General features: G+C 66.4%; 15 protein-coding genes. 2 read left to right on the forward strand and 13 right to left on the reverse strand.

Going from position 1 to position 25431, the window contains the following annotated elements; all coding sequences use genetic code 11:
- The first annotated feature begins 20 nt into the window (after positions 1–20).
- On the forward strand, positions 21–1271 hold the full coding sequence (locus ACM1PE_RS16360) for a CaiB/BaiF CoA transferase family protein (RefSeq protein ID WP_419343796.1): 1251 nt from the start codon (positions 21–23) through the stop codon (positions 1269–1271).
- A 600-nt stretch (positions 1272–1871) separates the two neighbouring features.
- Here ACM1PE_RS16360 and ACM1PE_RS16365 read toward each other — a convergent pair.
- The 13 genes from ACM1PE_RS16365 to clpS form a co-directional block, all read right to left on the reverse strand.
- Entirely contained in the window at positions 1872–2606 is a 735-nt protein-coding gene (locus ACM1PE_RS16365) for an ABC transporter ATP-binding protein (protein ID WP_059379867.1), read from the reverse strand.
- Positions 2603–3403 (reverse strand): ABC transporter ATP-binding protein, encoded by an 801-nt coding sequence (locus ACM1PE_RS16370; protein WP_059379868.1) that lies wholly within the window; start codon positions 3401–3403, stop codon positions 2603–2605. Before ACM1PE_RS16370 ends, ACM1PE_RS16365 begins: the two co-directional genes overlap by 4 nt.
- Positions 3400–4488 (reverse strand): ABC transporter permease subunit, encoded by a 1089-nt coding sequence (locus ACM1PE_RS16375; RefSeq protein ID WP_059379869.1) that lies wholly within the window; start codon positions 4486–4488, stop codon positions 3400–3402. The genes ACM1PE_RS16370 and ACM1PE_RS16375 overlap by 4 nt, the downstream gene beginning before the upstream one ends.
- Positions 4485–5414: a branched-chain amino acid ABC transporter permease gene (locus ACM1PE_RS16380; protein WP_059379870.1), complete on the reverse strand. Its 930-nt coding sequence runs from the start codon at positions 5412–5414 to the stop codon at positions 4485–4487. Before ACM1PE_RS16380 ends, ACM1PE_RS16375 begins: the two co-directional genes overlap by 4 nt.
- Positions 5415–5571: 157 nt before the next feature.
- Positions 5572–6717 (reverse strand): branched-chain amino acid ABC transporter substrate-binding protein, encoded by a 1146-nt coding sequence (locus tag ACM1PE_RS16385; protein ID WP_059379871.1) that lies wholly within the window; start codon positions 6715–6717, stop codon positions 5572–5574.
- A gap of 237 nt (positions 6718–6954) precedes the next feature.
- A complete protein-coding gene (gene putA, locus ACM1PE_RS16390) occupies positions 6955–10776 on the reverse strand; it encodes a trifunctional transcriptional regulator/proline dehydrogenase/L-glutamate gamma-semialdehyde dehydrogenase (RefSeq protein WP_419343797.1) in 3822 nt (1273 codons plus the stop codon).
- A gap of 156 nt (positions 10777–10932) precedes the next feature.
- On the reverse strand, positions 10933–11640 hold the full coding sequence (locus ACM1PE_RS16395) for a PqiC family protein (RefSeq protein WP_251881662.1): 708 nt from the start codon (positions 11638–11640) through the stop codon (positions 10933–10935).
- Between the two features lie 5 nt (positions 11641–11645).
- Positions 11646–13310: an intermembrane transport protein PqiB gene (locus ACM1PE_RS16400; protein ID WP_059379874.1), complete on the reverse strand. Its 1665-nt coding sequence runs from the start codon at positions 13308–13310 to the stop codon at positions 11646–11648.
- 39 nt (positions 13311–13349) lie between these two features.
- Complete coding sequence (locus ACM1PE_RS16405; RefSeq protein ID WP_419343798.1) at positions 13350–14666, reverse strand: paraquat-inducible protein A; 1317 nt, start codon at positions 14664–14666, stop codon at positions 13350–13352.
- A gap of 8 nt (positions 14667–14674) precedes the next feature.
- A complete protein-coding gene (clpA, locus tag ACM1PE_RS16410; RefSeq protein WP_059379976.1) occupies positions 14675–16987 on the reverse strand; it encodes an ATP-dependent Clp protease ATP-binding subunit ClpA in 2313 nt (770 codons plus the stop codon).
- A 55-nt stretch (positions 16988–17042) separates the two neighbouring features.
- Positions 17043–19265, reverse strand: a complete 2223-nt coding sequence (pbpC, locus tag ACM1PE_RS16415; protein ID WP_419343799.1) for a penicillin-binding protein 1C — start codon at positions 19263–19265, stop codon at positions 17043–17045.
- Positions 19262–24457, reverse strand: coding sequence for an MG2 domain-containing protein (locus tag ACM1PE_RS16420; RefSeq protein ID WP_419343800.1), 5196 nt, complete (start codon positions 24455–24457; stop codon positions 19262–19264). The genes pbpC and ACM1PE_RS16420 overlap by 4 nt, the downstream gene beginning before the upstream one ends.
- A gap of 164 nt (positions 24458–24621) precedes the next feature.
- Positions 24622–24936, reverse strand: coding sequence for an ATP-dependent Clp protease adapter ClpS (clpS, locus tag ACM1PE_RS16425; protein WP_006383989.1), 315 nt, complete (start codon positions 24934–24936; stop codon positions 24622–24624).
- A 225-nt stretch (positions 24937–25161) separates the two neighbouring features.
- Between clpS and ACM1PE_RS16430 the strand changes: the two genes are divergently transcribed.
- Positions 25162–25407, forward strand: coding sequence for a cold-shock protein (locus ACM1PE_RS16430; protein ID WP_006220277.1), 246 nt, complete (start codon positions 25162–25164; stop codon positions 25405–25407).
- Positions 25408–25431 lie beyond the last annotated feature (24 nt).

Genomic DNA, 25431 nt, shown 5'->3' on the forward strand with positions numbered 1-25431 from the left:
CCCCATTGCAAGGAGGACTCATGCATAACGATACCCAGGGCGATACCCCGCGCCCCGCCGGCGCGCTCGCCGGCATGCGCGTGATCGAGCTGTCGCAGATCATGGCCGGCCCGACCTGCGGCATGATGCTGGCCGACATGGGCGCCGACGTCATCAAGGTCGAAAAGATCGACGGCGGCGACGACTCGCGCCAGTACCGCGACCCGCAGATCAACGGCATCTCGGCGCCCTATCTCATGCTCAACCGCAACAAGCGCGCCATCGCGCTGGACTTGAAGCACCCCGAGGGCAAAAAGGTGCTGCTGCGCATGATCCGCGACGCCGACGTGGTGACCGAGAACTTCCGCAAGGGCACCATGGAAAAACTGGGCCTGGGCTACGAACGGCTGCGCCAGGAGAACCCCGGCCTGATCTACTGCGCGGTGTCGGGCTACGGCACCACCGGCCCCTATGCCGACAAGGGCGGCTTCGACCTGGTGGCGCAGGGCTTCTCCGGCCTGATGGCGATCACCGGCGAACCTGGCGGGCCGCCGCTACGCACCGGCAACTCCGTCGCGGACATCAACGCCGGTCTGCTGGCGGCCTTCGGCGTGCTGGCCGCCTATCAGCACAAGCAGCGCACCGGCGAAGGCCAGATCGTCGAAACGTCATTGCTGGAAGCGAGCCTGCAGCAGCTGTACTGGCATGCCGCCATCTATTTCGGCAGCGGCGTGTCGCCCGGCCCCACGGGATCGGCGCACGTGCTGAGCGCGCCCTACCAGGCCTTCCCCACCGCCACCGACTGGATCATCATCGGCGGCGCCAACGAGAAGAACTGGCAGCGCATCACCCAGGCGCTGGGCAAGCCGGAATGGGCCGAGGATACCCGCTATGCCCGCAACCGCGACCGCATGCAAAACCGCGATCAGCTGGTGGAGGAAATGTCCGCCATTCTGAAGACGCGTAGCGCGGAGGAATGGCTGGACGTATTCGACGATGCCGGCGTGCCCGCGGGTCCGGTGCATTCCATCGCTCAAGCGCTGTCGCACCCCCAGACGCTGGCGCGCGGCATGGTGGTGGAACAGGAGCACCCGGTCGCGGGCACGGTGCGCACGGTAGGCATGCCGGTGAAGCTGTCGGCCACTCCCGCGCAATACCACCGCGCGGCGCCGCGGCTGGGCGAGGACAGCATCGCGATTCTCGGGGAATTCGGCTACGGCCAGCAGGAAATCGACGCATTGATCGAGGCTGGCGTGGTCACTGCCGTGGACCGTGAACGCGCGCCGGCCTAGGACATTTTTGGCTGATTTGATGGCGTTTGGTTTTGTACGGCTGGGGTTCTTAAGCCGCCGGCGTCCGGACTGCGGGATTCCGATGCTCGCCCCGGTGGGGCTGCGCTTCGGATCCCTCCGTCCAGCCAACGGCTTACGGCATCTGCCCATGAACGGGGGCTGAAACCAATGCATTAGGCGACTGTCAGCCGAGGCGGCCCGGAGCGATCCGAAGCGCAGCCCCATTTGGGCGAGCATCGGAATGGCGCAGGGCTGCCTTGGCGGTTAAAGAACCCTGACATCTGCAAGCTCGAAGCCCTGCCGTCTCGGTTTTGTGCGACGGGGTTCTTGAGTCGCCGGCGTCCGGGCTGCGGGATTCCGATGCTCGCCCCGGTGGGGCTGCGCTTCGGATCCCTCCGCCCGGCCACCGGCTCACGGCATCTGCCCATGAACGGGGGCTGAGACCAATGCATTAGGCGACTGTCAGCCGAGGTGGCCCGGAGCCATCCGAAGCGCAGCCCCATCGGGGCGAGCATCGGAATGGCGCAGGGCTGCCTTGGCGGCTAAAGAACCCTGACCTCCGCCAACTCGAAGCCCCGCCCCCGGGATCCTGGCCGCGCCCTACTCGGACTCGCCCAGATAGGCCGCACGCACCTTGGGGTCGTGCAGCATGTCGCCGGCGGGACCGGACAGGATGATCTCGCCCGATTCCATCACGTAGCCGCGATGGCTGTTTTCCAGGGCCAGGCGCGCGTTCTGCTCGATCAGCAGGATGGTCACGCCTTCGCTGGCGATGGTGCGCACCACCTCGAAGACCTTCTCCACCATCAGCGGCGCCAGCCCCATCGAGGGCTCGTCCAGCAGCAGCAGTTTGGGGCGCGCGATCATCGCGCGGCCCATCGCCACCATCTGCTGTTCGCCTCCGGACAGCGTGCCGGCCGCCTGCTTGCGGCGCTCGGCCAGGCGCGGGAACAGCGTGAAAACGCGGTCGGTGTCCTGGCGAATCTGGGCCGCATCGCGACGGATGTAAGCCCCCATCGCCAGGTTTTCCTCGATGGTGAGCTGGCCGAAGATGCCGCGCCCTTCCGGCACCATGACCAGGCCGCGGCGCACCAGTTCATGCGACTTCTGGCCGCCGACGGACTGGCCGCCGTAGACCACTTCGCCGCCCGCCAGCGGCACCAGTCCGCAGATGGCGCGCAGCGTGGTGCTCTTGCCGGCGCCGTTGGCGCCGATCAGGCAGACCAGCTCGCCTTCGTCCACGCGCAGGTCGATGCCGCGCACCGCGCGGATGCCGCCGTATGAAACCTGCAGGCCCCGCAATTCCAGCAGGGGTTGGGATGCTGCTGCCGTCATGCCGGGCGCTCCTGATGAATCTGCGGATCCTGCGCGGCGCCGGCGCCCAGATACGCTTCGATGACCTTGGGATCGCGCTGCACCTGGGCGGGTTTGCCCATGGACAGCACCTTGCCGTATTCAAGCACCAGCACGCGGTCGCACAGGCCCATGACGAGCTTCATGTCGTGCTCGATCAGCAGCACGGTGATGCCGTCGGCGCGGATCTTCTCGACCAGCTTGCGCAGCACCACGGTTTCCGATGCGTTCATGCCGGCCGCCGGTTCGTCCAGCGCCAGCAGCTTGGGATCGGTGGCCAAGGCCCGCGCGATCTCCAGGCGCCGCTGGTCGCCGTAGGGCAACGAACGCGCCACGTCGTTGGCGCGATGGCCGATGCCGACATAGTCCAGCAGCTCTTGCGCCCGCGCTTCGGTGGCGGCCTCTTCGGCCCGCGTGCCGCGCGTGCGCAGCACGGCGCCGAACACGCCTGACTTGGTGCGCATGTGGCGGCCGATCATCACGTTCTCGATCGCGCTCAGGTTGGCGAACAGGCGGATGTTCTGGAAGGTGCGCGCCAGGCCCGCGTAGGCGACTTCATGCGGCTTCTTGCCGGACATGGATTCGCCATTGAAGGTGCAGCTGCCCTCTTCCGGGATGTACAGGCCGGTGAGCACATTGAACAGCGTGGTCTTGCCCGCGCCGTTCGGGCCGATCAGGCCGTAGATCTCGCCCTGCTCGATGTCGAAGCTGACGTCGGACAGCGCCTGCAGGCCGCCGAAGCGCTTGCCCAGTCCCTGGGCTTGCAGCAGTTTGCTCATGCTCCGCCTCCCTGGGTCTTGGTTGCGAGTTCACGCTTGCGCACCGCCGACGGCCACAGGCCGGCCGGACGGAACAGCATCACGCAGACCATGGCCAGGCCGAACAGCAACATGCGTATGCCCTCGGGGTCCAGCACCACGGCGCCGAACAGCATGTGTTGCACCGGTTCGACCACCGCGCGCAGGAATTCGGGCAGCGCGGCCAGGATCAAGGCTCCCAGGATGACGCCCGGGATGTGGCCCATGCCGCCCAGCACCACCATGCACAGGATGGAGATGGATTCCATCAGCGAGAAGCTCTCGGGGCTGACGAAGCCCTGCATCGAAGCGAACAAGGCGCCCGCCACGCCGCCGAAGGACGCGCCCATCGCGAACGCCAGCAGCTTGATGTTGCGCGTGTTGATGCCCATGGCCTTGGCCGCGATTTCGTCTTCGCGGATCGCTTCCCAGGCGCGGCCGATGCGCGAATTCTGCAGCCGCACGCAGACCACCACGATGATCAACGTCAGCGCCAGCAGCAGGTAGTAGTACTTCTCCGGTCCGGTCACGCGGATGCCTAGCAGGCTTTCCGTGCGGCCGAAGGCGAACTCGCCCACCTTGAACGTGTCGATGCGGTTGATGCCCTGCGGTCCGTTGGTGATGTTGACCGGCGCATTCAGGTTGTTCAGGAAGATGCGGATGATCTCGCCGAAGCCCAATGTCACGATGGCCAGGTAATCGCCTCGAAGCTTGAGCGTGGGCGCGCCCAGCAGTACGCCGAACAGGCAGGCCACCGCCAGCGCGATCGGCAGGATCGCCCAGAACGGCAGATGCAGGCCGAAATGCGGCGAAGCCAGCAGCGCCCAGGTGTAGGCGCCCACCGCGTAGAACGCGATATAGCCCAGGTCGAGCAGGCCCGCGAAGCCCACCACGATGTTCAGGCCCAGCGACAGCATCACGTACAGCAGGGCGAAGTTCAGGATGCGCACCCAGCTTTGGCCGGCCATGCCGATCACGAAGGGCAGCACCGCCAGCACCACGCCGATCAGCGCGATGCCGATCAGGTTGCGGGTCGAAAACCCGCTGCTTTTCAGGGTTGCGTTCATGCCCGGTCTCCCACGCGTTCGCCCAGCAGGCCGGACGGACGGAAGATCAGCACCAGCACCAGCACGAAGAACGCGAACACGTCCTGATAATGGCTGCCGAGGAAGCCCCCGGTCAGGTCGCCGATGTACCCGGCGCCCAATGACTCGATGATGCCCAGCAACAGGCCGCCCGCCATGGCGCCGACCAGGTTGCCGATACCGCCCAGCACCGCGGCCGTGAAGGCCTTCAGGCCCAGCATGAAGCCCATGGTGTACTGCGACACGCCGTAATAGGTGGCGACCATCATGCCGGCCACCGCGGCCAGCGCCGAGCCGATCAGGAAGGCCGCCGAAATCACGGTGTTGATGTTCACGCCCATCAGCCCGGCCACTTCGCGATTCTGCGCGGTGGCGCGCATCGCCGTGCCCAGGCGGGTCTTGTGCACCACGGCCAGCAGCCCGCCCATGATCAGCGCCGCGATCACCACGATGGCGATCTGCAGCGAGCTGATGCGCGCACCGGCAATCTCGAACACCTGCGGCGACAGCACCTGCGGGAAGTTCAGGTAGTTGCGGCCCCAGCCCATCATGGCCACGTTCTGCAGGATGATGGACACGCCGATGGCGGTGATCAGCGCTGCCAGGCGCGGCGCGCGGCGCAGCGGCCGGTAGGCCACGCGCTCGGCGGTCCAGCCCACGGCCATGCACAGCGGCACGGACACCAGCAGGCCGACGCCCAGCACCACGAAGGCGGACGTGGAAGGATCGCCGCCCACCAGCGAGATGGCGATGGTGGTCGCCGCCATCGCGCCTATCATGACGACGTCGCCATGGGCGAAGTTGATCAGCCCGATGATGCCGTACACCATGGTGTAGCCCAGGGCGACCAGGGCGTACACGCTGCCTAGCGTGACGCCGTTAATCAGTTGTTGAATGAAGATATCCATAGGGGCCGCTGAATAAGCCTGGAAAAATCGCGCGTATCTTGCGGTGACGGCCCTAGGCCTGCCACGGCGCCGCGCGTGGCGCGCGCCTGACGGCGCGCACGCTGCAATACGGGCGGGACGCGGCGCGCAGCCGCCTTCCCGCCCCGGTCCAGCCGCCTTAGTTGGCCTGGCTGACCATCGTCTCAACCATCTCCCACTTGCCGTTCTTGACTTCGTAGATGGTGACCGAGATTTCCTTCAGGTCGCCCTTGGCGTCGTAGGAAATGTGCTCGCTGGTGGCGCCCTTGCGGTTCAGCTTGGCCAGCGCCGGCAGGTACTTCTCGGGCTTGGCGGAGCCGGCCTGCTCGATGGCGGTGATCATGTTCCAGGCGCCGTCATAGGCGTAGGGAGCATAGACGCCGGGGGCCTTCTTGAAGCGGGCCTGATAGCGCTGCTCGAAGTCCTTGCCGGCGGCCATCTTGTCCAGCGGCACGCCGGCCAGCGAGGCGTAGGTGCCGTCGGCGGCGTCGCCGGCCAGCTTGATGAAGGTGTCGCTGCGGGTCATTTCGCCCGAAACCAGCGGCGCCTTCAGGCCCAGGGTGGCCAGCTGGCGCTTCATCGGGCCGGATTGCGCGTCCAGGCCGCCGTAGAAGATGGCGTCGGGCGCCGAGCCCTTGATGTTGGTCAGGATGGCGGTGAAGTCGTTGGCCTTGTCGGTGGTGTACTCGCGGCGCACGACCTGGCCGCCTGCGGCCTTGACCGCCTTCTCGACCTCGTCGGCCAGGCCCTGGCCGTAGGCGGTGCGGTCGTCGATGATGGCGACCTTCTTGGCCTTCAGGCTTTCCACCATGAACTTGCCGACCGCGGCGCCCTGCTGGGTGTCGCTGGTCATCATGCGGAAGGTGGTTTCGTAGCCTTGCTTGGTGTACTCAGGCGAGGTCGCCATGGCGATCTGGGGCAGACCGGCTTCATGGTAGACGCGCGAGGCGGGGATGGTGGTGCCCGAGTTGAAGTGGCCCAGGATGCCGACCACGTCCTGGTCGACCAGCTGCTGGGCAACCTGCACGCCCACGCGCGGATCGGCCTGGTCGTCGCGCGACACCAGCACGAACTTGGCGGTTTCGCCGTCGACCTTGATGCCCTTCTTGTTGGCTTCTTCCAGGGCCAGGTTCAGGCCGTTCTGCATGTCCTCGCCATAGTGCGATTGCGGGCCGGTGAGCGGTGCGGCAAAACCGAACTTGACGTCGGCAGCCTGCGCGGAGGCGGCCATGCCGGCGGCGGCGATGCTGGCGGCGAGAAGCTTCAAAGTGGTGCGGAACTTCATGGGTATCCTCCGAGTGTCGGACTTAAGACCTTGTTATACCTGAGCTTTTAGCCAGGCTTTTGGTTTTTCACTACGGCAAGCCCGATGTAGCGGGAGCTTGCGCACGCATATTCTGCAAAATCCGGAAGCCGGGTTGCGACTTCCGGATTTAAGGTGCGACCGGATTTTCGTTCCAGTGCAACCTCGCCCGATATTGGAGATAACCCTTGGATGCCTGAGGGTAGTCCTATATCAGACTCAACCTATGGTCATGAGGCTGGCGTTGCCGCCCGCCGCTGCCGTATTGACGCTGACGGAGCGCTCCGCCAGCAGGCGTTCCGGCACGTAGCCGGCGCCCGCCGCGATCGCGTCGGGGGTCAGGCCATGGACCGACAGGATGGCGCCCGGGCGCTGCGCGATGCGCTGGTTCAGCGCCTGCAGCGCGTCGCCGTCGCCTTCGAACAGCACGGCCTGATAGTCCGCCTGGTCGACCTCATCGTCGGCCAGGATGCCCGCCTGCTCCTGCTGGCCGGCGTCCAGCGACGCCAGCAGCGCCTGCGCCGCGGGCGTGTCCGCGAACCAGGCATGGTTGCCGGTCAACCTGGCGACGGACCACTGCGCCCGCGCGCCCGCTTCGGTGGCGGCCACGCAATACACGGCGCCGCGCGGCTCGACCACATAGGTATTGGTCTCGCCGGTCGGCCCGGGCAGCGCAATGCGCTGCGGCAGCGCCGCCGCCGCGTCCAGCGCCGGCGGCAGACCGGCCGGCCGCGTGCCCAGCAGACGGTACATATAGAGCGGACCGCCGGCCTTGGGGCCGGTGCCGGACAAGCCTTCGCCGCCGAAGGGCTGCACGCCCACCACCGCGCCCACGATATTGCGGTTGACGTAGACATTGCCCGCATGAACCTGGCCGGTCACGTGTGCGATGGTCTCGTCGATGCGGGTGTGCACGCCGAAGGTCAGGCCGTAACCGGTGCCGTTGATGGCATCCAGCAAGGCGTCGAGCTCATCGCGCTGGTAGCGCACCACGTGCAGCACGGGCCCGAACACTTCGCGCGTCAATTCGCTGATGTGGTCGATTTCGATGATGGTCGGCGGCACGAAAGTACCGTGGCGGCATTCGCCGTTGAGTTCCACCTGGTCCACGCGATGGCCCGCGGTGCGCATCGTTTCGATGTGCCGCTGGATGCCGTTGCGCGCTTCCGTATCGATCACCGGCCCCACGTCCACCGACAAGCGGTCGGGGTTGCCCACGCTCAGTTCGCGCATCGCGCCGCGCAGCATGGTCAGCACGTGGTCGGCGTTGTCTTCCTGCACGCACAGCACGCGCAGCGCCGAACAGCGCTGCCCCGCCGAATCAAACGCGGAGGTCAACACGTCGAACACGACCTGTTCGGACAGGGCCGAGGAATCCACCACCATGGCGTTCTGGCCGCCCGTTTCGGCGATCAGCGGAATGGTGTGGCCGGCATCGTCCAGGCGGTCCGCCAGCGTGCGCGCGATGATGCGCGCCACATCGGTGGAGCCGGTGAACATCACGCCGCGCACGCCGGGGCTTGCGACCAGCTGCGCGCCCACGGTTTCGCCGCGGCCCGGCAGCAGCTGCACGGCGCCGGCAGGCACGCCTGCCGCGCGCAGGATGGCCACGGCTTGCGCGGCGATCAGCGGCGTCTGTTCGGCGGGCTTGGCCACCACCGTGTTGCCGGCGGCCAGGGCGGCCGCGACCTGGCCGGTGAAGATGGCCAGCGGGAAGTTCCAGGGGCTGATGCACAGCACCGTGCCCAGCGGGCGGTGCGTGTCGTTGCTGAATTCCGTTTCGGCCTGGTCGGCGTAATAGCGCAGGAAGTCCACGGCCTCGCGCACCTCGGCGATGGCGTTGGGCAATGACTTGCCGGCTTCGCGCACGATCAGGCCCAGCAGGGTCTGCATCTGCTCTTCCAGCAATTGCGCGGCGCGGCGCAGGCACTGGGCGCGTTCGGCCACCGGCGTGGATTGCCAGATGGGAGCGGCATTGGCGGCGGCGCGCAGCGCGATCTCGGCCTCGTCTGCCTGCGCTTCGACCACGTGGCCCACCACGTCGCGCAGATTGGCGGGGTTGCGGACTTCCATGGCGCGCGAGGCATCCCAGGCCCCTTCGCCCTCGCCCAGCATGGGGCCGGCGCGCCACGGCATGGCGGCGCTGGCCAGCAGGGCCGCGGACAGCGAACCCAGCCGATGCTCGTTGCTCAGGTCCAGGCCCGCCGAGTTGGCGCGGGCGCCCTCCTGCGGATCGCCATAGAGTTCGCGCGGCAGCGGAATCTTCTCGTGCGGCGCGCCCAGCGGCGCGATGCGCGCGGCGGCTTCCACCGGGTCGGCCACCAGTTGCTCGACCGGAATGCTGTCGTCGCCAATCAGGTTCACGAACGAGGTGTTGGCGCCGTTTTCCAGCAGGCGGCGCACCAGGTAGGCCAGCAGCGTTTCATGCGTGCCGACCGGCGCGTAGATGCGGCACGGACGGTTGAGCTTGCCCTGCGACAGCGCGCCCACGACTTCGTCGTACAGCGGCTCGCCCATGCCGTGCAGGCATTGGAACTCGTATTGGCCCGGGTAATAGTTCTGCCCCGCCAATTGGTAGATCGCGGACAGGGTGTAGGCATTGTGCGTGGCGAACTGCGGGAACACGGCTTCCGGCGCGCCCAGCAGCTTGCGAGCGCAGGCCAGGTAGGCCACGTCCGTGTAGACCTTGCGGGTATAGACCGGATAGCCTTCCAGGCCGTCGACCTGGGCGCGCTTGATCTCGCTGTCCCAGTACGCGCCCTTGACCAGGCGCACCATCACGCGATGGCGGCTGCGGCGGGCCAGGTCGATCACGTAGTCGATCACGAAGGGCGCGCGCTTCTGGTAGGCCTGGATGACGAAGCCGATGCCGTTCCAGCCGTCCAGCTCGGGCTCGAAACAAAGCGCCTCCAGCAGGTCCAGCGAGATCTCCAGGCGATCGGCTTCCTCGGCGTCGATGTTCAGGCCGATGTCGTAGCTGCGCGCCAACACGGTCAGCGCCTTCACGCGCGGCAGCAGTTCGGCCATGACGCGTTCGCGCTGGGCGCGCGAATACCGCGGATGCAGCGCCGACAGCTTGATCGAGATGCCCGGGCCTTCATAGATGCCGCGGCCGGCCGCGGCCTTGCCGATGGCGTGGATGGCTTGCTCGTACGAGGCGTAATAGCGGTCGGCGTCCTCGGCCGTGGTCGCGGCCTCGCCCAGCATGTCGTAGGAATAGCGAAAGCCGCGGGCTTCCATCTTGCGGTTGTTGGCCAGGGCTTCGGAAATGGTCTGGCCCGACACGAACTGTTCGCCCATCATGCGCATGGCCATGTTCACGCCCTTGCGCACCAAGGGCTCGCCGCCCTTGCCGATCAGCCGGGTCAACGCCTTGGACAGCGACTGTTCGCTGCTCACGGCCACCAGCTTGCCCGTGATCATCAGGCCCCAGGTGGCGGCGTTGACGAACAGGGATTGCGAGCCGCCCATGTGCGACTTCCAGTCGCCGCGAGCCACCTTGTCGCGGATCAGCGCATCGCGCGTGGCGCGGTCGGGAATGCGCAGCAGCGCTTCGGCCAGGCACATCAGCGCCACGCCTTCCTGGCTGGACAGCGAGAACTCCTGGATCAGCCCTTCCACCCCGCCGCCGCTGCGCTTGCCGCGCAGCTTCCGGACCAGATCGGCGGCCATGGCGTGGATCTTTTCCAGATTGGGCATGCGGGCCTGGCCCAGCAGCAGCGGCACGCACTCGGGCTCGGGACGCCGGTAGGCGGCGGTGATGGCCGCGCGCAGCACCGACTGCGGCTGCACGTCCTGGCCGAATTCATAGAACGGCGGCGTGGGCGCGGAATGGCCCTCGCCCGCCTCGTCCTCGCCGCCCGCGTCCATGCCCAGGTGCGACATCTCGGCGGGCAGGTGGCCGCGCTCGATCTTGTCCAGGTAGGAAAGGATCGCCTGCTTGTGCAGCCAGTGCGGCGTGCAGTTGAGCTTTTGCGCGGCGGCCTTCAGCCGGTCGCGGAGCGCGTCGTCGACTTTAACGCCTAGGGTCGTGCTGGCCATAAGAGATTGCTTCCTGTCGCATGGCAAAGGTAGTACCGGGTCCTTGCGGGACCCGGTATGGGTAGGACCGTATGCTAGACAGGTTGCAACTTGCTTTGCACTATGGTTAACCCTAGGTTAACCATTTGAGATCAGGCGGGATTTTTGGCTGGACGATCAATCCTTGAGCGCCGCGCAGCCCAGCATCTGCACCGAGCCCGATCCCGCCGGGGTCTGCCCCCGTATGGCCGAGGCCATGGCGCCGGCCAGGCTGACCACGGCGCGCTGCTGCGCGGCGATCATGGCCGGCACGCCCTCTTCCGTCACCGGTTCCGTCACCACGCTGCGGCAAAGCAGGCCGGAACCCTTCATGTTGACCGGCCGCACGCGCCAGGTCGCATCGAGCTGGGCCATGCGGCCCGGCTCCAGCTCGAACCGCTGCACGTCGGTCTGCACGCGCCAGACCGCGGCGCCCGGCCCGGGCTTGACCAGTTGCACGTCCAGGGCGCCCAGCTCGCGCTTCAGCGCGTCCGACAGTGCGCCGCGCAGCTCGTCGCCCAGCGGCGAACTCCAGCGCTCGGAGTACAGCGCGGCCAAGCTGCCCTCGCCGCTGCGCACCATCAGCTGCGGCTGGTCCGCCTGCGTCGAAATGTTGACCGGTTGCACCTCGATCAGGAAGCTGGCGGGCGCCACGCCGGCGGCCGGCGCCTGGGCCGCTGGCGCCTGCAAGGTGTGATAGTGCACGGGCGCAGACGCTCCGCAGCCAGCCAGCGCCGCCGACAAAGCCAGCAAGGACAGGAGCGGACGCAAACGGGGGGCCGCGGATCGCGGCTGCTCGGAACTCGGAGTCGCCTGGCGGGCGCGGGGGAATGGGCGTCTATTCATGGGGTTCAGTTCCTGACAGGACCGGCGCCGGGGATCGGGTCTGGGCCGCGGCCGCGCAACAAGGCCTCGGGGTTGGCTTGCAGGAAGTCGGCCAGGGCGCGCAGCGAACGGGCCGCGCGGCCAAGTTCCTGCATCGCCTTCTCCGTGTTGACCGGCAAGGAGGCATCGGAGGCCAGCAGCGCGTTGACCTGCGCCATGGATTCCTTGGCCTGCTTGAGCATGTTCTGCGCTTCAGGCGCGACCTGCTTGTCCAGGCGGTTCATCAGCTTGGAGGTGCTGGCCAGCGTGGTGCGCAGGTCCTCGCCGATCTTGTCGAACGGAATCTTCTCGATCTTGGCGACGATGTTGCTGATCTGCTGCTGCAATTGGTCCAGGTTGCCGGGCACCGTCGGAATCATGGCCGGATCCGAGACCTTGAACTCAACCGGCTTCGCGTTCGGGAAGTCGTCCAGCGCCACGTACAGCTGGCCGGTCAGCAGGTTGGCGGTGCGCAGCTGCGCGCGCAGGCCGTGCTTGATCATGCCGCCCAGCAGGCGATTGCCGGCAAGGTCGCCATCCTTGGCTGCGCGATCGCGCACTTCTTCGAACACGCGCCCCAGGCGTTCCGGATACAGGGTGGCGTCCACCAGCGAATAGAAGCGCTTGGCGATCGGATCGAAGTCCATGTTGATCTGCGTGACGTTGCCCAGCGTGATGCCGCTGAAATCGATGGGCGCGCCCACCGTCAGGCCGCGGATCGACTGGTCAAAACGCATGCGGATCGGGAAGGCCTCGCCGTCCGGATTGGCCTTGGCGGCCGCCTCGGTCGCGTACAGGTCGAACTGGGCGTCGGCCTGCGCCTGCTTGCCCGAATCGCGCGTGGTCAGGACCGGTTCGAAAGCGACGCCCCCCACCGCCATCGACACCAGCGATTGCGTGCGTACCTTGAGTCCGTCGGCGTTGACGCTGAAGTCGACGCCGCTGGCGTTCCAGAAGCGCGAGCCTTGGGTCACGAACTTGTCGTTGGGCGCGTCCACGAACACCTCGACGTTCACGGCCTTGCCGGTTTCATCCAGCGCGTAGCCGATCACGCGGCCCACGTTGATGCGGCGGAAGTACACGGGCGAGCCGATATCGAGCGAGCCCAGATCAGAGGCCCTGAGCTTGAAACGCTTGCCGGCGCGGTCATGCGTAACCGCCGGCGGAACCTCCAGGCCCTCGAAATGCAGCTTGGTAGCCTTCTTGGAACTGTCCTTGCCTTCGGCCGCGTCCACGCCGATATAGGCGCCGGACAGCAGCGTGCCCAGGCCGGACACGCCGCTCACGTCCAGACGCGGGCGCACCACCCAGAAGTTGGTACCTTCGCGGGCCAGATCGGAAACATCCTTGGACAGCTCGGCCCGCACCACCACCTTGGTGCGGTCTTCGTTGAAGCCGATGGACTTCACGGCGCCGATGTTCACGTCCTTGTAGCGCAGCTGGGTCTTGCCGACTTCCAGCCCTTCTGCAGTATTGAACGAAATCGAGATGTCGGGCCCCGCCTGCATCCAGGTCCGCACGACCAGCGACAGGCCCATCAGGGCCGCTACGATGGGCACCAGCCAGATCCATGAAATCCGGCTCTTCTTCTTGCGCGAGATCGCGGGTGACGCGAACTTCTCTTCACCGGATCCGGGTGCTTGCTCGGACATCTACTCTTCCTTGTTCGTGGACGGAAGCCGCGGCGCTTCCTAGCCCATTTCCTTGCCGGCAAGAGACGCCGGCTGGCGCCCGCCTTCCACTGGCGGCGATTCTATTTCACTTTGTCCTTCCAGATCCCAACTGCGGCGCAGGTCGAAACTCATGGCAGACAACATGGTCAGGATCACGGTCAGCCCGAACGCCGCCGCACCCGCGCCGGCGCTGATTTCCATCAAGCCCTGGAAATCCGCCAACGCCGCCAGCAATATAACGACAAAAACATCCAGCATCGACCATTGGCCGATGAACTCGACCATTTGATACAGGCGCGTGCGCGGGCGCAGGTTGGTGGTGCTGCGCCACTGTTCCGTCAACAGCAACAGCATGAGCGCCAGCAGCTTGGTCAGCGGCACCGCCACGCTGGCGATGAAGACGATCAGCGCAATATCCCAGGAGCCCATATCCCACAGTTCAACCACGCCGCCCAGGATGGTATGGGCGCTGTCGCCTAGCACCGACCTGACCTGCATCACCGGCAGCACGTTGGCCGGGATATAGAACACCACGGCTGCCAGCAACAGCGCCCAGGTGCGTGCCAGATGATCGGGCTTGCGGAAATGCACCAGGGCGTCGCAACGCACGCAGTGGTGGTGTTCTTCCGGGTCGGCCGCGCGGGGCAGCCCCTGCACCTGACCACAGACATGACATCCGGTCAGTACCGTGTCCGGCGCAGTCTGGGGTATATGCACCGGCACCACGCCCACACTCTCGGCGTAGCGCCACAGCACATGCGGCGACAGCCGCCCCAGCATCGTCAACAGGATGGTCAGGATGCCGAACGCGACCAGCCCGATGCCTGGAGTCACGGCGGCCATGCCCGCCAGCTTCACCACAGCCACCAGCACGCCCAGGAGGAACACCGGAACCATGCACCAGGGCCGCAGAAAGCCCAACAGGCGCATCGCGGTACGGAAGCCCAGGGGCTCGCGGCCGCGCGAAAGCGGCCCCAACACCCACAGCAACACGGAAAGCTGCAGCATCGGCAACGCGAAGCCCGCCATGCCGGTCATGATGGCGACGACCCAGTGGTCCTGCCGCCAGGTGATGAAAATGGCGTCCAGCAAGGACGCCTGCTGCACCATGCCCTGCACGGACATCGAAGCGACGGGATAGGCGTTGGCCACCCCGAACACGATGAGGGCGGCAATGGCGAGGGCCAGCCAATTGGACAAAGTAAGCCCGCTGTAACGCCACAAGGTGGCGCCGCAGCGGGCGCAATTGGCGGTCTCGCCAGGTTCAAGCTGATGCCGGCGATAGATGCTTGCGCAGTGCTCGCACTCGATCAGCGGCTGGCGGTCCGCGGTCATTGAGTCGCCTAGTCGACCAGTTCGACTTCCTGTTTGTCAGGCGCATCCGACGAGGGCGGCTTGCCGTTCTCGTCGAAGTCCAGCTTGACCTTGCCTTCCTCGTCCAGGTCGACCGTGACCGTGCCGCCATCGACCAGCTTGCCGAACAGCAGCTCGTCGGCCAGCGCACGCCGGATGGTGTCCTGGATGAGGCGCTGCATGGGACGTGCGCCCATGAGCGGATCGAACCCTTCCTTGGCGAGATGCTCGCGCAGACTCGTGGTGAAGATGGCTTCCACGCGACGCTCGTGCAGTTGGTCTTCCAGCTGCATGAGGAACTTGTCCACCACGCGCAGGATGATTTCGCGGTCCAGCGGCGCGAACGGGATGATCGCGTCCAGGCGGTTGCGGAACTCGGGGGTGAACATGCGGCGGATTTCCGCCATTTCGTCACCCACCACGCGCGAATTCGCGAAGCCGATCGACGGACGGTTCAAGGTTTCGGCGCCCGCGTTGGTCGTCATGATGAGAATGACGTTGCGGAAGTCCGCCTTGCGGCCGTTGTTGTCGGTCAGCGTGCCGTGGTCCATGACCTGCAGCAGGATGTTGAACACATCCGGGTGCGCCTTTTCGATTTCATCGAGCAGCAGCACGCAGTGCGGCTGCTTGGTGATGGCCTCGGTCAGTAGGCCGCCCTGGTCGAAACCGACGTAGCCCGGAGGCGCGCCGATCAGGCGCGACACCGCGTGCCGCTCCATGTATTCCGACATGTCGAAACGCAACAGCTCCACGCCCAGCGTGAAAGCCAGCTGGCGCGCGACCTCGGTCTTGCCCACGCCGGTGGGACCGGAGAACAGGAAGGCGCCGATCGGCTTTTCCGGCTTGCCCAGGCCCGAGCGCGCCATCTTGATGGCGGCGGACAGGGCTTCGATGGCGTTGTCCTGGCCGAAGACCACGGTCTTCAGGTCGCGGTCCAGCGTCGCGAGCTTGCTGCGGTCGTCGTTGGAGACGGACTGCGGCGGAATGCGCGCGATCTTGGACACGATGTTCTCGATGTCCACCTTGCCGATTACCTTCTTTTGGCGCGAGCGCGGCAGCAGGCGCTGCGCGGCGCCGGCCTCGTCGATCACGTCGATGGCCTTGTCCGGCAGATGGCGGTCATTGATGAAGCGCGCCGACAGTTCGGCCGCGGCCGACAGGGCGGCGGACGAGTAGCGCACGCTGTGGTGCTCTTCGAAGCGGCTCTTCAGGCCGCGCAGGATCTGCACGGTCTGTTCGACGCTGGGTTCGGCCACGTCGATCTTCTGGAAACGGCGCGACAGCGCGTGGTCTTTTTCAAAGACGCCGCGGTATTCGGTGTAGGTGGTCGCGCCGATGCACTTGAGCTGCCCGGAAGACAAGGCGGGCTTCAAGAGGTTGGATGCGTCCAGCGTGCCGCCCGATGCCGAGCCGGCGCCGATCAGCGTATGGATCTCGTCGATGAACAGGATGGCGTCGGGGTTGCCGCGGATCTGCTTGAGCACGCCCTTCAGGCGTTGCTCGAAATCGCCGCGGTACTTGGTGCCCGCCAGCAAGGCGCCCATGTCCAGCGAAAAGACCTGGGCGGCCTGCAGGATTTCGGGCACTTCGCCGCGCGTGATGCGCCAGGCCAGGCCTTCGGCGATCGCGGTCTTGCCCACGCCGGCCTCGCCGACCAGCAGCGGATTGTTCTTGCGGCGGCGGCACAGCACCTGGATCACGCGCTCGACTTCGTGCTCGCGTCCGATGAGGGGATCGATGCGGCCCGCCAACGCGGCGGCATTCAGGTCGGTGGCGTACTGGTCCAGCGGCGACTGACGCGATTCGCCCTGCTCTTCACCATTGGTCTGCTGCTCTTTCTGCACGGCGGCGGACTCCACCTGGGGCTGTTTGGTAATGCCATGCGACAGAAAATTGACAACGTCCAGCCGCGTCACGCCCTGCTGCTGCAGGTAATACACGGCGTGCGAATCCTTTTCGCCGAAAATGGCCACGAGCACATTGGCGCCGGTAACCGGCTTCTTGCCGGTGCCTCCCGCGGATACATGCATGATGGCGCGCTGGATCACACGCTGGAATCCCAGCGTGGGCTGCGTGTCGACCTCGGCGCCGCTCGGGATCACCGGGGTGTTCTCCGAGACGAACTGGCGCAGATTGCGGCGCAGGTCGTCCAGGTTCGCGGCGCAGGCGCGCAGCACTTCAACGGCCGAAGCGTTGTCGAGCAACGCCAGCAGCAGATGCTCGACGGTAATAAATTCATGCCGGGCCGAACGGGCCTCGACGAAAGCCATATGCAGGCTGACTTCAAGCTCTTGAGAAATCACGCTTCCTCCGTAACGCATCGAAGCGGGCAAATACACGATTCATATTCTATGCCGATCATGGCGTAACGCCAGAGATTTCAAAAACCACTCTGTCGTGACGGCCTTGCGCATCCATGACGGTAAGCGTATACCGGCCGTCCATGGCCAACACTAATTTAAACGGATGACCCGACGCGCCGTGGCCAACCACGCGCCCGTCCAGCATCCACCATACTTCGCCTTCTGTTCCCTGCACATCCACATCCAGCGCCACTTCGCGCCCGCCCGGCACGGGCCGCAGCACCGAGCCGCTGGCCACGCCGCCCAGACGCAGCGGTCCGCGCGAGGCATCGGCGTAGCCGGCAAAGGACGGCGGCGCCGTTTCATTCAGCACCCAGGCCGCGCGCTGCTCCGGACATTCGCCGGACGGCACGCTGCCGAGCTTGTAACCCAGGGGCCAGCATGTCACCGCGGCCTGCACCGTTCCGGGCCTGACGCGGACCTGCTGAGCGCCTTCCGGCAAGGCCGCCACGATATCCTGCAGTAGCGGCGCCGCCACGTTTGCCCCGAAAAATCCGGGGTTGGGCGTACCATCCGGACGGCCGACCCAGACGCCCATCGTCCACCTGTCGGTCACTCCAACGGCCCAGGCGTCGCGGAATCCGAAACTGGTCCCGGTTTTCCAGGCCAGTTGCCGCGCCGGACTGCCCGACTGGTAGAACGGCCGGTCAGGATGGCCGCCGCTCTCCAGAATGTCACGGACGATCCAGGCCGCCCCAGGACTCATCATACGGGACTCGACCCGCGGCTGCTCCGGCCGCAGCCGGGGCCGCCCGGAGACGCCCCCGCGGGCCAGGGCCCGGTAAGCGCCCACCAGTTCTTCCAATGTGGTGCCGCCCCCGCCCAAAATCAAGCTCAAATTCGGTTCCGCGCCCGCGGGCAAACGTAACCGCACCCCGCCGGCCAGCATGACCGAGGCAAAACTGCTGGGCCCGACGCGATCCAGCAGGTCCACCGCCGGCACGTTGAGCGAACGCTGCAGGGCCTGCGCCACGCTGATCGGGCCGGCGAACGCGGCCTGGAAATTGCCCGGCGCGTAGCCGCCGAACGACATCGGCGCGTCGATCAGCAGGCTTTCGGAGTGGATCAGGCCTTCGTCCAGCGCCTGCGCGTACAGAAAGGGTTTGAGCGTGGAGCCCGGCGAACGCACGCCGCGCACCATATCCACGTGGGCGGCCCGGCTTTCGTCGGAGAAGTCGGCGGAGCCGGCATAGGCCTTGACCTCCAGCGTATCGTTGTCCATCACCAACACGGCCATCGATACCTTGGGCGGCAGGCCGTCCACCCGGTCCTGCAGCATGCGCTCCACCGCCGCCTGCATGTCCGCGTCCAGGGTGGACGTGATCACGGCGGGCCGCTCGCCCGGGCGCCGGCCGGCCTTGCGCTGGCTGCCCGCTTCCTGCAGCAGGCGCTGCGCGGCCAGGGGCGCCAGCCAGCGCGCCCGCAGCGGCGGCGCAACCACGTTCTCGATCTTGGCGTCGGCCACCTCGGCCGGGGTCCAGCGGCCCAGTTCGACCATGCGGTCCAGCACCTTGTCGCGCGCGGCCTGCGCGGCCTCGGGATGACGGTCCGGCCGCAGGCGCGACGGCGCCTGCGGCAAGGCGGTCAGCATCGCCGCCTCCGCCGGGCTCAGGTCGCGCGCCGGCTTGCCCAGCCACAGGCGCGAGCCCATCTCCACGCCTTCGACGATGCCGCCCATGGGCGCGTGGGTCAGGTACAGCGACAGGATCTCGTCCTTGCTGTAGTGCATTTCCAGCTGGATGGCGCGCCAGGCCTGCCGCAGCTTCGCCGACATCGAGCGCGAGGGCTTGCCGGCCAGTTCCGGATCGATCAACCGCGCAACCTGCATGGTCAGGGTGGAGCCGCCCGACACGATACGGCGGTTGGTGGCCCATTGCCAGCCGGCGCGCGCCATCGCCACCGGGTTGACGCCCGGGTGCCAGTAGAACCAGCGGTCCTCGTAGGTCAGCAGCGTTTCCAGATAGCGTTCGGACACCTGGTCGGGTTTGACCGGATAGCGCCAGATGCCGTCGCGGCTGGGATAGTTGCGCAGCGGCGTGCCGTCCGCGGCCACGACCACGGCGGCGCCGCCCGAATCCACGGGCGGCAAGGGATAGAGGCGGTCCAGCGTGAATAACAACGCGGCCAGCGCAAACAACGCGCTGGCCGCGAAGATTCCGCGCCGCCGCCAGCGGCGGGCGCGCGAGGCGCCCGCCACGGGGGTGGCGGCGGGGGTCAAGGACGCTTGGCGCCGCGGTCGCGGATCTCTACCGTGCTCCATTGCTCGCCTACACCCCGGATTTCAGGCCGGTACATATCTTCGGCCACCGTCGACGGCACCGCGTAGCGGCCCGGCGTCACGACGCGCACCAGATAGAACACGTCCACCTTGCCGCGGCCCAGCGACACCGCGGCCACATAGCGGTCGTCGCGGAACTCGCGGTGCTTGATGTTGGGATCGGACATGGCTTCGGCCACGCGGCGTCCGCCGATCGTCCATTCCTGCATCTCGGGGCTTTGCGACAGGTTCAGGTTTTCGACTTCAAAACCCGCCGGCACGCGGTCCACCAGCAAGCCATCCGGAATGTTCTGGTTGGCGCTGGCCTGCACCCACACCACCAGCATATCGCCGGTCTGCAGGCTGCCGCCATCCCACGGACGGCCGTCCGGACGGTACCAGCCGCGCTTGAGCTGGATCACGTCGTTGCGCGGCGCGGGCGCGGTGGTCGGGCTGCCCTGGATGTCGTATTCGACGAACAGGGACTGGTTGCCGGTGTTCAGCAGCTGCGCGCCGGCCAGGTCGGCCGCCGACAGCGACACGGTCTGGTCGCTGGTGCCGCCGGCGAGCGCCTTGGTGGAACCGTTGACGGTCAGCGTGGCGGACCAGGGCGTGGCCTTGTCGCCACCCAGGGCGCGGGCGGCCAGCAACAGCGACATCTGTTCCTGCGTCGACAGGTACGAACGGTTGCCCAGGCGGCTGGCCAACTGCGTCAGCAGGTTGTCCAGGCGCTCGTGGCGCAGCTCGTACTTGTCGGCGATCGCAAAGGCCAGCGCGTAGTCGCGCACGCCGCTGCCGTAGTCGCCCAGCCATTCGTCGTAATAGCCGGAGTTGCGGCGGTTGTTGAGACCGTACTCGCGCGCCACGGCCTGGTCGAGCGCGCTCTTCATGCGCCCTTCATCGCCCATGAGCTTGAACGCAGCCGCCAGCTGGATCAGCGGCAGCGGCGAACGCGCGCGCTCCTGGTAGTTGTCGTACAGCTGGCGCACCGTGGACAGCGGCGCCTTCTTGTCGCGCGCCAGCGCCAGCGCGGCAGTGGCCAGGCCGGCGAAGCGGCGGTGGTCCTCACGCAGGATGTTGGCGTCGCTGGAATCGTAGCGTCCGGATTCGACGCCGCGCTTCAGGTTGGCCGACCAGGTGCCGAATGCGCCGGAACTCTGCTGCACCTGCTCCAGCAGCCACTGGCGCGAACGGTCCAGCGAGGCCTCGGGCACTTCGAAACCGTTGTCGCGGGCGTCCTGCATGAAGCCGACGGCGTAGGCCGTCAGCCACACGTCGCGCGAGGACGAACTGCTCCACAGGTTGTACGAACCGGCGGCATTGCGCATGCCCGCCAGGCGGCCGATCGCGCCGGCCACCTTGGCGTCGCGCTCGACCTTGGTACGCGGCTTGAGGCCGAACTGCTTGGCCGCGGCCTCATCCAGCATGACCCACGGCAGGGTCGCGCTGATGGTCTGCTCGGTGCAGCCGTAGGGATAGTTGAGCAGCCCTTCGACCAGGCGGTTGACGTTGATCGGCGGACGGTTCGAAACCGTCATGCTGACCGTGGTCGAGTCCGGATAGTAGGAAGCGATCCACGACGCCTGCGGCGCGTTGGCTTCGCCCGGATTCAGGCGCAGGCGGCGCACCTGGCGCTCGGCCGCGTAGGCCGGTTGCACCTGCAGCACGGATTCGCGCACGATGCGCACGGGCTTGCCGCCGCCCTGCCCGTCGACGGTCAGGCGCATCAGGCCCAGGCCGTACGAACCGGTGGTGGCGGCGGTGAAGCGCAACGTGGTGCGCTGCTTGTCCTTCAAGGTCACGGTCTTGACGCCGTCGACGATGGCCAGCGGGTCCAGCGCTTCCAGCTTGACCGTCACCTTCTGTTCGGCGCCGCTCAGGTTGGTCACGTCCAGCGCGATCGCTGCCTGGTCGCCCGGAGTAATGAAGCGCGGCGTGTTCAGCTCGGCCACGATGGGCGCCGCCACCACCATTTCGGTGTCGGTGCTGCCGTAGTTGTCGGGCGTGAAGGCCACCGCCATCAGGCGCAGCGTGCCGTTGAAGTCGGGCAGGTCCAGCGGGATGTCCGCCTCGCCCTGCTCGTTCAGCTTGACCGGACCGGAGAACAGGTCCACCAGCTTGACCTTCTTGGGCAGGCTCTTGCTGTCGCCGCGCATGGCGGCGTCGCCGCCCCACTTCAGCTTGCCCTTGGTGCCGTCCATTTTCTCGATCAGCTTGCCGTACATGTCCAGCAATTCGGGCGCGTAGCGGTGCTTGCCGAAGAAGTAGTCCAGCGGGTCGGGCGTCTTGTACTGATTGATATTGAGGATGCCCACGTCCACCGCCGACAGGGTCACGGTGGCCTGCTTGCCCGAAGCGCCGTCGACCTTGACGCGCACGGTCGCCTTGGTCTCGGGCACTGCCTTGGGCGGCGCCGTCAGCTTTACGTCCAGCTTGCGGTCAGCGCTGGCGATGGGCAGGAAGGTCAGGCCCAGCGCGCGCGCCGGCGTCACGCGGTCGCCCTCGCTGCCGGGACGGAACACGGCGGCTGCAATGTACAGGTCGTGGCGCTTCCAGCTCTTGTCGACCGGAATCTCGACCTGCGTGCCGGTCGCTTTCACGGCCACCCAGGTGGACCACAGCATGCGGTCGCCTTCCACGGTGATGAGCGCCTGGCCGTCATGCGGCGGCGTCAGGGTCAGCTTGACCGTGTCGCCCGGCTTGGCCGGCACGCCTTCGAGCTTCATCTGCACGCGGTCGGGACGATTGCCCATGGCGTCGGAGTCCTGCGCGTTCCAGCCCGCGTAGAAGCGGTAACGCAGGGTCTGGCCGGTTTCGGGATCGGCGATTTCCAGGCGATAGCGGCCCCACTTCACGGGCACGGTCAGCTGGGAGCGGTCGTTCAGCGCGATCTCGCGCGAATCCAGCAATTCCTCGGTTTCGGTGTAGCCGCTGTTCCAGCCGCGCTGGTCGTCGAAACGCCAGTAGTACTGGCGATCTTCACGGTACAGACGCATCTGCGCCTGCGCCAGCGGCGCAATCTTGCCCTGCGCGTCGACGCGCAGCACTTCAAAACCGGCGGGCGCGCCTTCGCGGGCCACGTCGCCGTCGAATTGCGGACGCACGGCGATCAGGCGGTCGGCGGGCCAGACGCTGCGCTCGATCGAACGCACCACCGGACGGCCGCCGGATTCCAGCAGGCTGGCCGACACCCTCACCTTCATCGGCGAACGCGTGCCGCCGGTGCGCGGATCGACCTCGAGCTGGCCGCGGCCCTTGTCGTCCAGGGCCGTTTCGGGCAGTTCCTCGAAATGACGGCGGGCATCGTCGGCAACGTCGCCGAAGATGAAGCCAGGCCATTGCTGGGGCAGCGCAAAACGGTCGCGCTTGACCTGGAAGCTGGACAGCAGGCGGTTGCCGGCGGCGGGCGCGCCGTAGAGATAATCGCCCTGCACGTCCACGGTCAGCGTTTCCTCCGGCGACAGCACCTCCTGGTCGGAGGTCAGCGCCATCTTCATGCGCTCGGGCAGGAATTCCTCGACCTGGAACTTCCAGGACGCGTCCGGCGCGCGCGACGCGGGGTCCACGCGCAATTCCAGCAGCCACGTGCCGGTCTGCGCGTCCAGCGGCAGATCGATGCTGCGCTCGAGATAGCCGGGCAGATCCTTTTGGGGTTGCCACAAGGTGCTCAGCACCGTACGGCCGTCGGGGCGCTTGATGGTGGCGGTCAGGGGCGACGGCGCCAGCATGCGGCCGTCCAGGTCGCGCGGCAAAACCGAGACGTTGAAGGTTTCGCCGGGGCGGTACAGGTTGCGGCCGGCGTAGACGAACAGGTTGTTGGGGCGGGAAACATGGCCGCCGGTGTCGAATTCGGACAGGTCGAGGGCGGGTTCGCCCAGGGCCAGCACCGTCATTTCCTTGTCGCGCGAGGCGCGGATGACGCGCGCATTGGCGAAACTGCCGTCAAAGCGGACATGGCCCTGGCCGTCGGCCGCGGCCTTGGCCAGCGACTTGCCTGCGCCGTCCACCAGTTCGAACACGGCGCCCGAGATGGCGGTGCCGCTCTTCAGGGATACCGAATAGGCTTCGATGCGGTCGCTGTAGCGGCGCGCGTGCAGGCCGATGTCGCTGACGTAGAAATACGTCACCTGGTACTCGTAGCGGAAACGGCCGGGCTGGCTCATCACCGCGAAGTAGATGCCGGGCTCCTGGAGTTCCTTGATGCCTTCGACCGGCAGGAATGTGACATGGCGGCGGTTGGGCTTGTCGTCGGTGACGAAACGGCCTTGATAGACGCTGGTCGTCAGCGAGTTCAGGCGGTCCAGGTCCCAGTTGCTGACCGAGCCCTTCAGGCTGCGGTTGTCGGAATAGCGCCAGTTGTCTTCTTCGTCGCCGCTGTCTTCCTCTTCTCCGGAGCCGGTGCTGCGGCCGATGCCCAGCACGGTGTCGAACAGTTCAGGCACGCGCTCAGGCGATACGCGCAGGAACTGCACGTCCACTTCGGAGACGTTCACCGTGGCCACGGGCAGGCCGCCATTCTGGCCGGCCGGCAGCACCACGCCGCGGCTGGCGAAATAGAACGACGGCGGCATGGCCTGCGTGTTCACCTCGCAATTCGACGCTTCCGCCAGCTTGATGCCGCCCGCGCCGGGCAGCCCGGCACGCACGGAGATCGCGTAGGAACGCTGCGGTTGCACGTAGGGGAAATAGACCATGCGGGGGTTGTCGCCCACCACCCAGTTGCCCTTCAGGATCTTGCCCTTGGGCGCCGAGTCGCCCGGCCGGACCGAGGCGGGCTGGTCGCCGTTGCTGGCGGCCGATTCGCTGTCCTTGTCGGAAGCCGAGCCCGTGTCCGTCACTTGCAGATAGCTGTCCAGGTCGGACTTGGCGTCCACCGGCTGCGTGAAGGTCACCGCCAGCGCCAGCGTATCGTTGTACTGGCGCGGCTGGCAGGAAAGCGCGGCAAACGGGTCGGCCGCGCCGACCACCGCGCTGGCGGGCAATGCCGGCTTGGCATCGCCGCCACCCGCCGTGGCCGCAGGCTGCGACACGACGGCTGGCGCCGGATTGGCGGGCTGACGCTCCTTGCCCATCCACCAGCCCACGCCGATGGCGCCGGCCAATACAACGACCCCGGCTGTCGCCAGCCAGGCCTTGCTTATCTTTCCACTCACGGTAAATCTCCCGCTTACTCAAATGCAGACGCACCGCTCCTAAGCGGCGGAGCTGCCGACCTGATCATTCCGCGCGCTTCTCGGGTACGCGGATACTGCCTATCAAAACAAAATAACCGGACAACACAACGCCGCCATGACAGGCGGCGCATTGATTCTGGGGTTCAGACGGGTTCCATCACGCATTGCAGGGGGTGCTGGCGCGCCCGCGCGTATTGGGCCACTTGCGCAATGCGCGTGGCGGCGAGGTCCCGGGGATAAACCCCGCATACACCACGCCCTTCGTGATGCACCTGCAACATGATCCTCGTAGCCTCTTCGTGATTCTTATTGAAGAACTTTTGCAGTACTTTCACGACAAACTCCATTGGGGTGTAGTCGTCGTTCAGCAGCAGGACCTGGTACATCGGAGGCGGCGCGGCGCGCGCCGGAGCCTTCTCGACGGCCAAATCATGCTGGGTATCCAAGGTAGAACTCATAGGGCCGCTATTCTATTTAAACGGGGGACGGCTAGCGTGTAACTTACGGAAAATTACACGTAGAAATGCGTAGTTTCCATACTTGACGCCGCAAAGAAAAGCGGCGCATTATCCACGCATTCTGGGGTTTTCAAAGCACCGAAAATCTGCCAGGAAGCCGGAGGGGGGACAGGGGTCTAGGCCGCGATGCCCTTCGTCAACATACGATTCAATGAGGCAGTCCGCATGTCTGATACGACCGCAACCGCCGTCCAAGGGGACAATCCCAAATCGACGGGCACCGTCAAATGGTTCAACGATGCAAAGGGGTTCGGCTTCATTACGCCCGACGACGGCGGTGAAGATCTGTTCGCCCATTTTTCGTCCATCCAGATGAATGGTTTTAAAACCCTGAAAGAAGGCCAGAAAGTGGCCTTCGAGATTATTCAGGGGCCCAAAGGCAAACAGGCGCTTAATATCACGGCTGCCTGAGTTACCCTTAAAGCGCAACGGTAA

The sequence above is a fragment of the Achromobacter sp. PD1 genome (assembly GCF_048541815.1).
GTDB classification, from domain to species: Bacteria; Pseudomonadota; Gammaproteobacteria; order Burkholderiales; family Burkholderiaceae_B; genus Achromobacter; species Achromobacter bronchisepticus_A.